We start from the raw sequence: 13,706 nt of genomic DNA, 5'->3' as shown, positions 1-13,706 counted from the left end.
GACGCGGTCGGCCGCCCGATGTCCCTCACCACGGCGGACAACTCCCTGCGCTTCGCCTACGACGCGGCGGGGCGGGAAACGTCCCGCACCTTCGGCGACGGCGTAAGCCTGACCCAGACCTGGGACAGCCTGGACCGTCTGACGACCCAAGCCCTGACCCACGACGCCTCCGGCGCGGCCGGGGCGCTGCTCCAACACCGGGCATACGCCTACCGCCCGGACGACCACCTCACCGAAATCCGCGAACTGACGTCCGGCACCCGCCGCTTCGACCTCGACCCGGTCGGCCGTGTGACGTCGGTCCACGCCCACGGCTGGACCGAGACCTACGCCTACGACGCGGCGGGCAACCTCACGCACGCCACGGCCCCTGACCACGAGGCATCCGGCGACCGCGAATTCACCGGCACGGTGATCCACCGCGCGGGCCGCACAAAGTATGAACACGACGCCCAGGGCCGCCTGACCCGCCGCACCCGCAAGCTACTGAACGGCCAGACCCGCACCTGGACCTACACCTGGAACGCGGAAGACCGCCTCACCGACGCGACGACGCCGGACGGCGAGCGCTGGCACTACATGTACGACCCGCTGGGCCGCCGCACCGCCAAGCAGCGGCTGGCGAAGGACGGCACGGTCGCCGAATCGGTGGACTTCACCTGGGACGGCACGAGGCTGACGGAACAAGTCACACCGGAGGGCGCGGCAACAACCTGGGACTACGCCCCAGGAACCCACCGCCCGGTAACTCAGACCGCACACCGCATACCGCGGGAGCCGGTGGAGGAAGCGTCATCGATTCTCCGCCGCCTGACCGGCACGACTGCCCAATCGGAATACGACGCCCGCTTCCACGCCATCGTCACCGACCTCGTCGGCACCCCCACCGAGTTGGTCGCACCCGACGGCACCTTGGCTTGGCAACATCGCACTACCCTCTGGGGCACTCCCCTCCCCACCCCGCCGGGGACCTCGGAGGTGGACTGCCCTCTTCGATTCCCAGGCCAATATGCTGACTCTGAAACTGGACTCAGCTACAACTACTTTCGGCATTATGACCCGGAATCTGCTCGGTACACCTCTCCTGACCCACTCGGATTGGCTCCAGCCCCCAATGCGATAACCTATGTCCACAATCCGCACACTTGGACTGATCACCTAGGGCTTGCCGGAGATAACGGAGCAGAATGGGCTGACCCTAAGGATATAAACTTTTCACAACGCACCGTATCTCCGAACGACTACGCGGAGAAGATGCGCTCTGGGGAATGGGATTGGCAGCGGCCTGGGGCAGCCTTGAGGGTCATGGAGGTCGACGGTCAACTGGTGTCGTACGACAACCGAAGGCTTGATGCAGCGCGAGAAGTTGGGGCACCCGTGGCAATCGAGCGCGTCGACCCGAACGCTGTCCACCCTGATTCGACAACTGGACGAACCTGGGCAGAGCAGTTCAGAAGGCGTATGAATTCGGCACGGAACAGGAATGAACTCGGTGAGCCTGTGCCACCGACAGGACTCGAGCAGAGACCAGATCACGTTCGGAACACGAAATGCAAGAAGGGGAAATGACCACCATCACAGAGCTGTGGGAGGAATTTCAGCTCCCCATCAGAGATGCCCTGCACTTCGCCGATGGGCAATCCTTCGACGTGAGCCTCGCTCCGGAATCATCGAGCGGACTAACGATCCAGGCACCTTTCGATTTGAATAGCATGCTTGCAGACGATCCATCATGGACGTCCTCAGTTGATGGACTTGTCGAGGCAGACCTAGGGAAGCGGGGGCTGCTGTGGGGCGGCGAGGGTTCGTACGGCTCCGAGGGCTTTATCGCCCGCTTGACCGCCGAGCGCTCACTGGTTTGGGCGATCTTCTTCATGGATTCGAATCCATTTGATCAGATCCAGTTGACCAACAACGTCGCCACCTTTATCTCAACCTCCACCGTGGAAATCACAGTCGACATCGATGATCCACGAGCGCCAACCCCCATGATATAAGGACAGGACGCCTGCCGAACATCCAACAGATCCGCACTTCGGCCCGTCGGCGGGGGCGTCCGATGTCACCGATATGGGGTATGCGGTGCGGGTGGTGCACGGCGGGGCCTGAGGGGTCGCGCCAGAGGTGGATCTGAGCATGGACGCCGCCCACGTGGCCTCTCAGGCGGTGGCGATGGCCAAACTGTCGGCCAACGTGATCGAGGCGGTCGGGGTCCGATGAGCGCGTGGAGTTGGCAAACGAGCCGGTGCATGCCGACAGGCCGTGGGTGTCGTCGTACGCGATCGACCCGTTCGAGGTGCCGGACGCCGACAAGACCCGACTGCTGGCCGAGTGGAACGAGCGGCTGCTGGCCGCCGACGGCGGTCAGCGGTCCTCGGGATAGGTCCTCAGGTCCGTGGTGGAGAGGGTCCAGTCACCGATGGTCACCTCGTCGCCAAAGGCGTAATCACTGCGGGTGCGGTAACGGGGGCTCTCCCCGCCGAGCCCGGGACCTGGATCGGACAGGGCCGCGATCGTGCCCTTCCGTGGGTCGACAAGAAGATAGAGAGGGATACCCATCGCTGGGTAGTCGTGCATCTTCTCCGACATAGTCGGTGGAGTGATTCGACGGCGAGACGATCTCGGCGACCAAAGCGACATCTCGAGGATGGAACGGCGCCATCGTGTTCTCGGCAAACACCGCGTCCGGAACGACGATGAGATCAGGGCGCCGAAGTTTCCCAAGAGAGGCATCTTCCACCTCGCTGCCCGTGTGAGCGACCAGAAAAGACGGGATTTGCCGGTCAAGCTGCTGGCGGATACGCAGAGCGATGAACTCGTGCGGACGCGAGGACGATCTCGTCACCACTGATCTCATAGCCCGGAACGGGTCCGGGGCGTTCTCGGCGAGCCGCTCCGCGATTCCCCGTGGACGTCCATACTCCACGGCCGACGCTCCTTCACCACGGCGAACCCGCTCGTCTGCGCCTCCATCATCACGCATCGCCGGCTCCAGTGTCTCCCGTGACCTGCTGCGACCGGCTCTCCTCGGACGCGAGAGCGTATTCGCACCACACCGTCTTACCGACGCCTCGTTCGGCCACCCCCCACTTCGAGGCCAGCGCGTCCACGAGCAGCACCCCGCGCCCGTCCTCCGCCTCGTCTCCTTGGTTACGGAGCACAGGGCGCCGCTCATCGCGGGCGTCGGACACCTCGATACGGGCCGAGGCGGGGGCCCGACAGCCATCGGGACCGGGCGGGGGCTGAACGCTGAGCCGCAGATGAAAGTGCCGACCGGGCACGTGCCCATGGCTCACGGCGTTCGCCGCGAGTTCCCCCGCGATCAGCGCGAGGCTCTGCGAGGCGTCACTGTCGCGGGGAATGCCCCACTCCTCCAGTCTGCGAACAACGAGGCGCCGGGCGAGCCGGGCACCGCGTCGGGAAGAGGTGAAGAACATCTCGAACGTACCGCTAGGGGGATTTTCGCCATTCACATCACCGAGCGTGGCGAAGCGCACTTAGCCTGACCAGACGGGCGGCGGGTACGCAGGGTCGCGGTACGGGCACGGTTGGTGCCCGTACGGGAGGACCGCCGTGACGCCGAGGGGAAGGAGCGCGTTCTCGCGCAAGGAGGTGGGTGGGTCATGGCGGGTGACATCGTCAAGTGCATCGGCAGGCAGGTGAAGCTCTTCCGCGAACGGGCGGGGCTCACACAGGCGCAGTTGGGTGAGGCGATCGGGTACAGCGAGGAGCAGGTCTCCTCGGTCGAGCAGGGACGTCGAGTGCCCCAGCCCGACTTCCTGGACACGGCGGACGAGGCGCTGGAGGCGTTCGGGGTGCTGCGGGCCGCCAGGGAGGAAGTCGCCAACGTACAGCTCCCGGCGTTCTTCCGGGGCGCGGCACGGCTGGAGGCGCAGGCGGTCGAGTTCCACGCGTACGAGAACCAGGTGATCAACGGGTTGCTCCAGACCGGCGATTACGCCCGCGCTATCTTCACGATGCAACGCCCGATGTTGGGCGAGGAGACCATCGAGCAGCGAGTCACCGCCCGGTTGGCTCGGCAGGAACTCATCACTCGGCAACCCCCGCCGATCATGAGCTTCGTGACCGAGGAGGCGGTGTTGCGCCGACCGTGCGGCGGAACACCGGTGATGCGCGCGCAATTGGAACATCTGCTGCACCTCGGCCGGATGCGAAATGTAGATCTTCAAGTCATGCCGACGGGGCTGGAAGAGCACGCCGGAGCGGGCGGCCCCTTTGCCTTGCTGGAGCCCAAGGGGCGCCAGATGATGGCCTACGTAGAGGCCCAGGACATCAGCAGATTGCTGACGGATCGCAAAGCGGTCCGCACGCTCGAACAGCGCTACGGGATCATCAGGGCCCAGGCTCTCACTCCACGGGAGTCGCTGGACTTCATCGAGAAACTGCGGGGAGAAACGTGAACGACAACGACATCGAACTGTCGTGGTACAAGAGCAGCTACAGCAGCGGTGAGGGCGGCATGTGCGTCGAGGTGGCCGCCACCACCGACACCGTCCACGTACGGGACTCCAAGAACCGCCACGGATCACAACTCGCCTTCTCCATACGCCAGTGGGACGCGTTCATCGGCCGTCTCACGGCTGAAGAGTTCGGCGCGTAACCACCCGTTCGGGCCGCCCTGGGTAACCGGGGCGGCCGTTGTCTTTTCATCGCGCAGAGCGGTGTGGCGATTACCGGTGGTGTCGGTCACCCGTGCCCGAGCGGCCTGCGGTCGGCGTGGACGTAGGACGCGGTCGGCCGCCCGATGTCCCTCACCACGGCGGACAACTCCCTGCGCTTCGCCTACGACGCGGCGGGGCGGGAAACGTCCCGCACCTTCGGCGACGGCGTAAGCCTGACCCAGACCTGGGACAGCCTGGACCGTCTGACGACCCAAGCCCTGACCCACGACGCCTCCGGCGCGGCCGGGGCGCTGCTCCAACACCGGGCATACGCCTACCGCCCGGACGACCACCTCACCGAAATCCGCGAACTGACGTCCGGCACCCGCCGCTTCGACCTCGACCCGGTCGGCCGTGTGACGTCGGTCCACGCCCACGGCTGGACCGAGACCTACGCCTACGACGCGGCGGGCAACCTCACGCACGCCACGGCCCCTGACCACGAGGCATCCGGCGACCGCGAATTCACCGGCACGGTGATCCACCGCGCGGGCCGCACAAAGTATGAACACGACGCCCAGGGCCGCCTGACCCGCCGCACCCGCAAGCTACTGAACGGCCAGACCCGCACCTGGACCTACACCTGGAACGCGGAAGACCGCCTCACCGACGCGACGACGCCGGACGGCGAGCGCTGGCACTACATGTACGACCCGCTGGGCCGCCGCACCGCCAAGCAGCGGCTGGCGAAGGACGGCACGGTCGCCGAATCGGTGGACTTCACCTGGGACGGCACGAGGCTGACGGAACAAGTCACACCGGAGGGCGCGGCAACAACCTGGGACTACGCCCCAGGAACCCACCGCCCCATAACCCAAACTGAGCACCACACGTCGCCTGAGCCAGCGGAGGAAGTATCACCGCTCCTCCGCCGCCTGACCGATACGACCCCGCAATCGGAATACGACGCCCGCTTCCACGCCATCATCACCGACCTGGTCGGCACCCCCACCGAACTGGTCACCCCCGACGGCACCCTCGCCTGGCAACACCGCACCACCCTCTGGGGCACCCCTCTCCCCGCCCCACCCGGCTCGGTCGACTGCCCCCTCCGCTTCCCCGGCCAATACGCGGACCCGGAAACGGGGCTGCACTACAACTACTTCCGCTACTACGACCCGGAAACGGCGCGGTACATCTCCGCAGATCCCCTTGGGCTGAGCCCGGGTCCGAACCCCATCGCATATGTGCCCAACCCCTTCGTGCTATCCGACAGCCTAGGTCTCGCACCCGATGGCTGCCCGAGAGACGACACATCGCCACGGACCCCTGTTGGCCACAGGGGGCAAAAGTGGGAAATAAAGCATCCCGTTGACAGGACAGCGAGTAACGCCCCAGGCGAGGTGAACGGGATTCACTACAGTGGCCATGCGTTTGACCGAATGCAGAAACAAGGCATCATGCCTTCAGCCGTTCAGCATGCGATCGAGCATGGTCACGAGATGTCCGGAAAGAGAGAGGGCACAACGGTATATTACGACGAGCTAAACGATCTGACGGTCGTCAGAAGTTCTTCAGACGGCAGGGTCGTAACCGTGGACTACGGAAAGATTCGACAGTAAGGCTGGTCGTGGAAACTAATTATGGGGCATTGCTTCGGAAATCGTTGCAGGAGTTTCGGGAAGGTAAGATTTCGCTGGCACGACTCGTCAGCGACGTTGACTCCATTTGGGAATCATTGGAGCCTTCTGGAGCGAAGGACAGCATTCGCGGAGACTGGTGGACGCTGGAGCAAGTGCTCGCTGTGGACGTGATCGATCGCGCGTTGGACACTCTTCCCTCAGATGCCGCAGAACAGGTAGCAGAAGCACTTCAGGGACTCGAGTCGGCGTCGCGAGATCTTGATTAAGCGCCCGGAAGATTCGGGACCGGAGCAGGCTACACAGCCCCACGACAGTGGATGTAAGCCGTCGACGCAATCAGCCCGTATCGGGTTGCGGCAGCCGCTCCGAGCCCCGGCCTCCACGGGCAATTACCGCACCCCAGCCCGCAGCAACATGGTTCACTGCCGACGGACAACACCATCGACAGAACCGACGAAGGGGAGTCGCCCGTGGCGCACGAGATCGATCCGTCCTTCCTCGCGCTACCGCTGAGGGCGCTCGCCGACGCGGCGCTCGCGCGGGCACGCGCGCTCGGGGCCGAGCATGCCGACTTCCGGTTCGAGCGGGTGCGCAGTGCCGCCTGGCGGTTGCGGGATGCCAGGCCCTCCGGGGCCTCCGACATCACCGACCTGGGGTATGCGGTGCGGGTGGTGCACGGTGGGGCGTGGGGGTTTGCGTCCGGGGTGGACCTGAGCATGGACGCCGCCGCCCGCGTCGCCTCGCAGGCGGTGGCGATGGCGAAGCTGTCGGCCAAGGTGATCGACGCGGCGGGGTCCGATGAGCGGGTGGAACTCGCGCCGGAGCCGGTGCATGCCGACAAGACCTGGGTTTCCTCGTATGAGGTCGACCCGTTCGAGGTGCCGGACGCCGACAAGACCGGACTGCTCGCCGAGTGGAGCGAGCGGCTGCTGCGGGCCGAGGGGGTCGCGCACGCGGACGCGTCGCTCCTGACCGTCCACGAGAACAAGTTCTACGCGGACACCGCGGGCACCACGACCACCCAGCAGCGCATCCGGCTCCATCCGCAGCTCACGGCCGTCGCGGTGGACCCGGCGAGCGGGGAGTTCGACTCGATGCGCACGCTGGCCCCGCCGGTCGGGCGCGGCTGGGAGTATCTGACCGCAGGGCCCGGGGCGGGCGGCTGGGACTGGGACGGGGACCTCGCAGAGATCCCGGAGCTGCTCGCGGAGAAGATGCGCGCGCCATCCGTCGAGGCCGGGTCGTACGACTTGGTGGTCGACCCGTCCAATCTGTGGCTGACCATCCACGAGTCGATCGGCCACGCCACCGAGCTGGACCGCGCGCTCGGCTACGAGGCGGCGTACGCGGGCACCTCCTTCGCCACCTTCGACCAGCTCGGGTCGCTGAAGTACGGCTCCCAGGTCATGAACGTGACCGGGGACCGGACGGCCGAGCACGGGCTGGCCACCATCGGGTACGACGACGAGGGGGTGGCAGCGCAGTCCTGGGATCTGGTGAAGGACGGCACGCTCGTCGGGTATCAGCTGGACCGCCGGATCGCCCGGCTGACCGGTTTCGAGCGGTCGAACGGCTGCGCGTTCGCCGATTCGCCGGGCCATGTGCCGGTGCAGCGGATGGCGAACGTATCGCTCCAGCCCGCCCCCGGCGGCCCCTCGACGGAGGAGCTGATCGGGGACGTCGAGAACGGTCTGTATCTGGTCGGCGACCGCTCCTGGTCGATCGATATGCAGCGGTACAACTTCCAGTTCACGGCTCAAAGGGCGTACCGCATCAGGAACGGCGCTCTCGCCGGGCAGGTGCGCGACTTCGCCTATCAGGCCACCACCACCGACTTCTGGGGTTCGATGACGGCCGTCGGCGGTCCGCAGACGTATGTCCTGGGCGGCGCCTTCAACTGCGGCAAGGCCCAGCCCGGGCAGATCGCGGCCGTCTCGCACGGCTGCCCGTCGGCGCTGTTCCGCGGCGTCAACATCCTCAACACCACCCAGGAGGCGGGACGATGAGCAGCAAGCCGCATGAAATCGTCGAGCGCGCCCTGGAGCTGTCCCGTGCGGACGGCTGTGTGGTGATCGCGAACGAGAGCTCGACGGCCAATCTGCGCTGGGCGGGCAACGCCCTGACGACCAACGGCGTCACCCGTGGCCGCACCCTGACCGTCGTGGCCACCGTGAACGGCGGGCAGGGCACCGCCTCGGGCGTGGTGTCCCGGTCCGCGGTCACCGCCGACGAGCTGGAGCCGCTGGTCCGGGCCGCCGAGGCGGCCGCGCGGGAGGCGGAGCCGGCCGAGGACGCCCAGCCGCTGGTGGAGCGGAATCCGGGTGCGGCGGTCTCCCCCGGTTTCACCGACTCCCCCGCCGTGACCTCCTCCGAGGCGTTCGCCGACTTCGCCCCCGCCCTCGGCGAGTCCTTCGCCCGGGCCCGCGCGGGCGGCCGGGAGCTGTACGGATTCGCCCACCATGAGCTGGTCTCCAGCTATCTGGGCAGCTCCACCGGGCTGCGGCTGCGCCATGACCAGCCGACCGGCACGCTGGAGGTCAACGCCAAGTCCCCGGACCGGACGCGTTCGGCCTGGGCCGGGCGGGCCACCCGCGACTTCACCGATGTGGACCCGGCCGCGATCGACGCCGAGCTCGCCCGGCGGCTCGCCTGGGCCGAGCGGAAGGTGGAGCTCCCGGCGGGCCGTTATGAGACGCTGCTGCCCCCGAGCGCGGTGGCCGATCTGCTGATCGACCAGCTCTGGTCGTCCTCGGCGCGGGACGCGGCGGAGGGCCGTACGGTCTTCAGCAAGCCGGGCGGTGGCACCCGGGTCGGCGAGAAGCTGTCCGAGCTGCCGCTCACGCTGCGCAGCGACCCGGCCGAGCCAGGGCTTGAGGCGGCGCCGTTCGTGATCGCGCACTCGTCCGGGGACGACGCGTCGGTCTTCGACAACGGTCTGCCGCTGTCCGCCACCGACTGGATCCGCGACGGCGTACTCCAGCATCTGATCACCACCCGGCACACCGCCGGGCTCACCGGGCTGCCCCTCGCTCCCCCCGTCGACAACCTGATCGCGGACGCGGGCGGCACCCGCTCGCTGGACGAGATGGTCGCCTCGACCGAGCGTGGGCTGCTGCTGACCTGCCTGTGGTACATCCGCGAGGTCGACCCGGCGACGCTGCTGCTGACCGGGCTGACCAGGGACGGCGTCTACCTCGTGGAGAACGGCGAGGTGGTCGGCGAGGTGAACAATTTCCGGTTCAATGAATCGCCGGTGGATCTGCTCGCCCGCGCCACCGAGGCGGGCCGCACCGAGCGGACGCTGGCGCGGGAGTGGAGCGACTACTTCAACCGCGCCGCGGTGCCCGCGCTGCGCATCCCGGACTTCAATATGAGCTCGGTCAGCAAGGGGGTGTGAACGAGCCGAATAGACTGGTCCACGCCCGATCTGATCCGTATCCGCTTCGTCTATCCCCAGGAACACCATGACACGCCTCGGCGAATCCGTCGCCCGCGCCACCGAGCTCCTCTCCCAGGACCTCTCCTCCGACAAGACCGTCGAGCAACTGCTCGAGGAGACGGGCTCGCGGCGCTATATCGATCTGACGGACCTGTCGCCGACGGAGCAGGCCGAGCTGATCGCGTCCCGTACGGTCGAGATCCTGCCCGGCGTGGCGGAGCTGGCCAAGCGGATCGAGGAGCGCCGCGGCGCGGGCCAGGGCCTGGGCATCAAGCTGGGCATCGACCCGACGGCCGCCGATGTGCATCTGGGCCATGTGGTGCCGATGATCATCCTCAGCCGCTTCCAGCGCATGGGGCATGACGTCACCCTGCTGATCGGCGACTTCACGGCCAAGATCGGCGACCCGTCGGGCCGTACGGCGGAGCGCCCGCCGCTGACCGACGAGGACATCGCCCGGAACCTCGCGGGCTACCAGGACCAGGTCCGGCCCTTCTTCGACTTCGAGAAGGTCAGCTTCCGGCAGAACAGCGAGTGGCTGGCGCCGTACACCTTCCCCGAGCTGCTGGGGCTGCTCTCCCAGGTGCCGGTCTCCCAGCTGCTGCAGCGCGAGGACTTCCGCAACCGGCTGGCCGCCGGCTCGGGGCTCACCATGTCCGAGCTGCTGTACCCGATCGCGCAGGCCCTCGACTCGGTGGCGCTGGAGTGCGATGTGGAGCTGGGCGGCGCGGATCAGCTGCTCAATCTGCAGATGGGCCGCAAGCTGATGGAGCTGCGCGGGCAGCGGCCGCAGCTGGTGGTCACGATGCCGCTGATCGAGGGCACGGACGGCACCGGCGCCAAGATGTCCAAGTCCAAGGGCAACTACGTCGCGCTGTCCGCGACCGCCGACGATGTCTTCGGAAAGATCATGTCGATTCCGGACCGGCTGATGAAGCCGTACCTGGAAGCATGGACCGAATGGACGGACGCGGAGATCGCCGCCGCGACCGCCCGGGTGGAGGACCGGTCGCTGCACCCGATGGATCTGAAGAAGGTCCTGGCGGGTGAGGTCGTGGCGGCGCTGTACGGCATCGAGAAGGCGATGGCGGCCCGTGCGGGCTTCGTCGCCCAGTTCTCCAAAAAGAGCTTCACCGACGTCGGGACCCTGCCGGTGGTCGACGCCGGGGAGCACGGCGCCGAGTCCATCGCGACCGTGCTGAGCAAGGTGCTGGAGTTCCAGCCCAGCGCCTCGGCCGCCCGCCGGGTCGCCAAGCAGAACGGTCTGCGGCTGGTGATCGAGACCGAGGGCGGCCAGGAGTCGGTGGTGCTGCCCGAGGCCCAGGCGGTGCGCCCGCTGGCCGAGGTGATCGCGGAAACGCTGGCGTCCACCGGGGTGACGGCGGGCTCCGGCACGGTCTACCTCAAGGCCGGGCGGAAGATCGCCCAGGTGCGCGGGGTGTAACCCGCCCGCCTCACCGCCCGCCTCACCGCTGGACGAAAGCGGCGGCCGGTGCGCGTCCACCACGCGCGCCGGCCGCCGCCGTCGTATCGGCACCCCCGGCGCGGCGCGCCTCGTTCCCGGGGGTCGCCGCTCAGGTCGGCTCAGGTCCGCTCAGCACCGTGTCTGCGTCCGCCGCCGCGGATGGAGTGCCACAGCGGGGTGCCCAGGGCGACGATCACCACCGCGCCCGCCAGCTGGAGCAGATGCCGGATCCAGTCGAAGCCCTCGGTGTGCCTGACCCCGATCCAGCCGGCCACCGCGTTGCCCAGGATGCTGCCGAGGATGCCGTAGACGCAGGTCAGCCAGAGCGGAATGGCCTGTTTGCCGGGGAGAATCGCCCTGGCGATCACACCCAGGATCAAACCCACGACGATCGCCCATAGCCAGTTCATGTCGCCTCCCTGACACGCGGCGAAGGGATGCACGGGAGATGCACATCCCCTCCAGTGTTCGGCCACTTCGGGTACGGCGCACGCCGGAGGGCCGGTACGCCTTCTGGCGCACCCCGGACAGCACCCGTCAGGGCGCCCCGGTCTCGAACCGACAGCAGACGCGGCGTAACGTTGAGTACGTCCCAGAGCGGGGGAAGCCCGCTCGGCGATCAGGTGGTGGAACGTGATGCGGAAGCATGGCGATGCGGAGGTCTTCCGGATCACCGGAGCCCGGCAGGGGCTGGCCGATGATATCCGCGGCCGGCAGCGGCGCTATGTGATCTCGATGTCGGTGCGGACCCTCGCGGTCGTGCTGGCGGCGGTGTTGTGGAACGTGGAGCGCCATGTGGCCATCGTGGCTCTGGTGCTGGGCGTGGTGCTGCCCTACATCGCGGTGGTGATCGCCAACGCGGGCCGGGAGAACTCCACTTCGCTGCCCACCACCTTCATCCCGACCCCGCCCCGTCCGATGCTGATCGCCGGGCGCGGCGAGGAGCCGACCGATTCCCGCGGGGCGGAATCCGTCCCGGAGGACGTCGGACATATCAGCGAGCCTGGACGGGGCGAGCGGGGCTGACCTGCCGCGTTTCGGTAAGCTCAAGAAAACCTCAGATCAATAGTGCAGGACCGGTGCACCGGGCCCCATCCCTCGTGACATACTGCGTACGCGCTCCGCATCCCCCGTCGGAGCGACGGACCGACGCCGGGCGGCTCCCCCCGTGGCTGCCCGGCGTCGCCATGTCCGCCGGGCCTTCCGTAGAGTCTGCGGTGTGAACACCCGCGAAACCTCCGCCGAGACCGATACCGTGATCTGCTCCGCCAAGGGCTGCCGTGCCCCCGCCGTATGGGTGCTGGCCTGGAACAATCCCAAGATTCACACCCCGGAGCGGCGCAAGACCTGGCTGGCCTGCGAGGAGCACCGCGAGTATCTGTCGGAGTTCCTCGGGATGCGGGGCTTCCTCAAGGACGTGGTGACGCTGGCGGAGTGGTCGGCCGCCGATCACTGACGTCGGCCCCTCCCGGCCACTCCCCTGCCCCGGGCCACCGACCCCGGCGGCCGTCAGCCGCCGATCGCCGACATCGGGCGGTCGGGCTGGAGGAACGACGGGTCGTCGAGCCCGGATCCGGCCTTCTTGCCCCACATCGCCAGCCGCCACAGCCGGGCGATCTCCTCGTCCGGGGCGCCGGAGCGCAGCGCTCCGCGCAGATCGGACTCCTCGCGCGCGAACAGACAGGTGCGCACCTGTCCGTCGGCGGTCAGCCGGGTGCGGTCGCAGGCGCGGCAGAAGGGCCGGGTGACCGAGGCGATGACGCCGACCCGGGCCGGGCCGCCGTCGACCAGCCAGCGCTCGGCGGGCGCGGAGCCGCGCTCGTCCTCGCCCTCGGCGGTGAGGGTGAAGCGGGTGCGCAGGCTCGTCAGGATGTCCCCGGCGGTGATCATGCCGTCGCGCTTCCAGCCGTGCTGGGCGTCGAGCGGCATCTGCTCGATGAAGCGGAGCTCATAGTCGTTCTCCAGGGCCCAGGCGAGCAGATCGGGCGCCTCGTCGTCGTTGAGCCCGGGCATCAGCACGGTGTTGACCTTCACCGGGGTCAGCCCGGCGGTGCGCGCCGCGTCGAGGCCGCGCAGCACATCGTCATGGCGCTTGCGCCGGGTCAGGGCCTGGAAGACCTCCGGGCGCAGGGTGTCGAGCGAGACATTGACCCGGTCCAGGCCCGCGTCGCGCAGGGCCTGGGCGGTGCGCTGCAGCCCGATGCCGTTGGTGGTGAGCGACATCTGGGGGCGCGGGGTGAGGGCCGCGCAGCGCTCCACGATGCCGACCAGACCGGGGCGCAGCAGTGGCTCACCGCCGGTGAAGCGGATCTCGGTGACCCCGAGCTCGGTGACGGCGATCCCGATCAGCCGGACTATCTCGTCGTCGGTGAGCAGGTCCGGTTTGGCGAGCCACTGCAGGCCCTCTTCCGGCATGCAATAGGTGCAGCGCAGATTACAGCGGTCGGTCAGGGAGACCCGCAGGTCGGTGGCTACGCGACCATAGGTGTCGATCAGCATGGTGCGGCCCCTCCACGGTTGACATCGCGTGCAGTGTG

At 67.8% G+C, this 13,706-nt stretch carries 13 protein-coding genes and 2 pseudogenes; 11 read left to right on the top strand and 4 right to left on the bottom strand.

Annotated elements, in window-relative coordinates; all coding sequences use genetic code 11:
- The 3 genes and pseudogenes from J5X86_RS25885 to J5X86_RS25875 all read left to right on the top strand — a co-directional run.
- A partial coding sequence (locus J5X86_RS25885; protein ID WP_279595378.1) for an RHS repeat-associated core domain-containing protein occupies positions 1 to 1,569 on the top strand: 1,569 nt, incomplete at its 5' end.
- Positions 1,566 to 1,997 carry a hypothetical protein gene (locus J5X86_RS25880; protein WP_208519102.1) on the top strand — a complete coding sequence of 144 codons (432 nt, stop codon included), beginning with the start codon at positions 1,566 to 1,568 and terminating at the stop codon, positions 1,995 to 1,997. The genes J5X86_RS25885 and J5X86_RS25880, both read left to right, overlap by 4 nt.
- Positions 1,998 to 2,046: 49 nt before the next feature.
- Positions 2,047 to 2,362: pseudogene (locus J5X86_RS25875) on the top strand (TldD/PmbA family protein); the annotation flags it as partial.
- A gap of 2 nt (positions 2,363 to 2,364) precedes the next feature.
- On the opposite strand, the gene J5X86_RS52055 reads toward J5X86_RS25875, so the two are convergent.
- Together J5X86_RS52055 and J5X86_RS25865 are read right to left on the bottom strand one after the other, a co-directional pair.
- Positions 2,365 to 2,559 (bottom strand): hypothetical protein, encoded by a 195-nt coding sequence (locus J5X86_RS52055; protein WP_279595377.1) that lies wholly within the window; start codon positions 2,557 to 2,559, stop codon positions 2,365 to 2,367.
- A 416-nt stretch (positions 2,560 to 2,975) separates the two neighbouring features.
- On the bottom strand, positions 2,976 to 3,437 hold the full coding sequence (locus tag J5X86_RS25865) for an ATP-binding protein (protein WP_208519122.1): 462 nt from the start codon (positions 3,435 to 3,437) through the stop codon (positions 2,976 to 2,978).
- 186 nt (positions 3,438 to 3,623) lie between these two features.
- Between J5X86_RS25865 and J5X86_RS25860 the strand changes: the two genes are divergently transcribed.
- From J5X86_RS25860 to tyrS, 6 genes and pseudogenes are all read left to right on the top strand, one after another.
- On the top strand, positions 3,624 to 4,421 hold the full coding sequence (locus J5X86_RS25860; protein WP_208519101.1) for a helix-turn-helix transcriptional regulator: 798 nt from the start codon (positions 3,624 to 3,626) through the stop codon (positions 4,419 to 4,421).
- Positions 4,418 to 4,621 (top strand): DUF397 domain-containing protein, encoded by a 204-nt coding sequence (locus tag J5X86_RS25855; RefSeq protein ID WP_208519100.1) that lies wholly within the window; start codon positions 4,418 to 4,420, stop codon positions 4,619 to 4,621. The genes J5X86_RS25860 and J5X86_RS25855 overlap by 4 nt, the downstream gene beginning before the upstream one ends.
- A gap of 96 nt (positions 4,622 to 4,717) precedes the next feature.
- A pseudogene (locus J5X86_RS25850) lies at positions 4,718 to 5,926 on the top strand (RHS repeat-associated core domain-containing protein); the annotation flags it as partial.
- Between the two features lie 809 nt (positions 5,927 to 6,735).
- Positions 6,736 to 8,271 carry a TldD/PmbA family protein gene (locus tag J5X86_RS25845; protein WP_208519099.1) on the top strand — a complete coding sequence of 512 codons (1,536 nt, stop codon included), beginning with the start codon at positions 6,736 to 6,738 and terminating at the stop codon, positions 8,269 to 8,271.
- On the top strand, positions 8,268 to 9,662 hold the full coding sequence (locus J5X86_RS25840) for a metallopeptidase TldD-related protein (protein WP_208519098.1): 1,395 nt from the start codon (positions 8,268 to 8,270) through the stop codon (positions 9,660 to 9,662). The genes J5X86_RS25845 and J5X86_RS25840 overlap by 4 nt, the downstream gene beginning before the upstream one ends.
- Positions 9,663 to 9,729: 67 nt before the next feature.
- Positions 9,730 to 11,148 carry a tyrosine--tRNA ligase gene (gene tyrS / locus J5X86_RS25835; protein WP_078640716.1) on the top strand — a complete coding sequence of 473 codons (1,419 nt, stop codon included), beginning with the start codon at positions 9,730 to 9,732 and terminating at the stop codon, positions 11,146 to 11,148.
- 140 nt (positions 11,149 to 11,288) lie between these two features.
- Here the strand turns inward: tyrS and J5X86_RS25830 are convergent, their stop codons facing one another.
- The gene (locus tag J5X86_RS25830; protein WP_208519097.1) at positions 11,289 to 11,579 is read right to left on the bottom strand and encodes a GlsB/YeaQ/YmgE family stress response membrane protein; all 291 of its coding nucleotides are present in this window, start codon (positions 11,577 to 11,579) and stop codon (positions 11,289 to 11,291) included.
- Between the two features lie 226 nt (positions 11,580 to 11,805).
- On the opposite strand from J5X86_RS25830, the gene J5X86_RS25825 reads away from it, so the two are divergent.
- On the top strand, positions 11,806 to 12,195 hold the full coding sequence (locus J5X86_RS25825; RefSeq protein WP_208519121.1) for a DUF3099 domain-containing protein: 390 nt from the start codon (positions 11,806 to 11,808) through the stop codon (positions 12,193 to 12,195).
- A gap of 193 nt (positions 12,196 to 12,388) precedes the next feature.
- Positions 12,389 to 12,625 (top strand): hypothetical protein, encoded by a 237-nt coding sequence (locus J5X86_RS25820; RefSeq protein ID WP_078640719.1) that lies wholly within the window; start codon positions 12,389 to 12,391, stop codon positions 12,623 to 12,625.
- A 53-nt stretch (positions 12,626 to 12,678) separates the two neighbouring features.
- Here the strand turns inward: J5X86_RS25820 and moaA are convergent, their stop codons facing one another.
- Entirely contained in the window at positions 12,679 to 13,668 is a 990-nt protein-coding gene (moaA, locus tag J5X86_RS25815) for a GTP 3',8-cyclase MoaA (protein WP_208519096.1), read from the bottom strand.
- Between the last annotated feature and the right edge of the window lie 38 nt (positions 13,669 to 13,706).

This window comes from Streptomyces sp. NEAU-YJ-81, assembly GCF_017592595.1.
Taxonomy (GTDB): domain Bacteria; phylum Actinomycetota; class Actinomycetes; order Streptomycetales; family Streptomycetaceae; genus Streptomyces; species Streptomyces hygroscopicus_B.
Note: the sequence above shows the minus strand (reverse complement) of the source record. Positions and strands in the feature narration are given on the sequence as shown.

Excerpts from the sequence above, each read along its gene's own strand:
- J5X86_RS25880 (WP_208519102.1), top strand. The coding sequence starts at position 1,566 with ATGACCACCATCACAGAGCTGTGGGAGGAATTTCAGCTCCCCATCAGA.
- J5X86_RS52055 (WP_279595377.1), bottom strand. The coding sequence starts at position 2,559 with ATGGGTATCCCTCTCTATCTTCTTGTCGACCCACGGAAGGGCACGATC.
- J5X86_RS25865 (WP_208519122.1), bottom strand. The coding sequence starts at position 3,437 with ATGTTCTTCACCTCTTCCCGACGCGGTGCCCGGCTCGCCCGGCGCCTC.
- J5X86_RS25860 (WP_208519101.1), top strand. The coding sequence starts at position 3,624 with ATGGCGGGTGACATCGTCAAGTGCATCGGCAGGCAGGTGAAGCTCTTC.
- J5X86_RS25840 (WP_208519098.1), top strand. The coding sequence starts at position 8,268 with ATGAGCAGCAAGCCGCATGAAATCGTCGAGCGCGCCCTGGAGCTGTCC.
- tyrS (WP_078640716.1), top strand. The coding sequence starts at position 9,730 with ATGACACGCCTCGGCGAATCCGTCGCCCGCGCCACCGAGCTCCTCTCC.
- J5X86_RS25830 (WP_208519097.1), bottom strand. The coding sequence starts at position 11,579 with ATGAACTGGCTATGGGCGATCGTCGTGGGTTTGATCCTGGGTGTGATC.
- J5X86_RS25825 (WP_208519121.1), top strand. The coding sequence starts at position 11,806 with ATGCGGAAGCATGGCGATGCGGAGGTCTTCCGGATCACCGGAGCCCGG.
- moaA (WP_208519096.1), bottom strand. The coding sequence starts at position 13,668 with ATGCTGATCGACACCTATGGTCGCGTAGCCACCGACCTGCGGGTCTCC.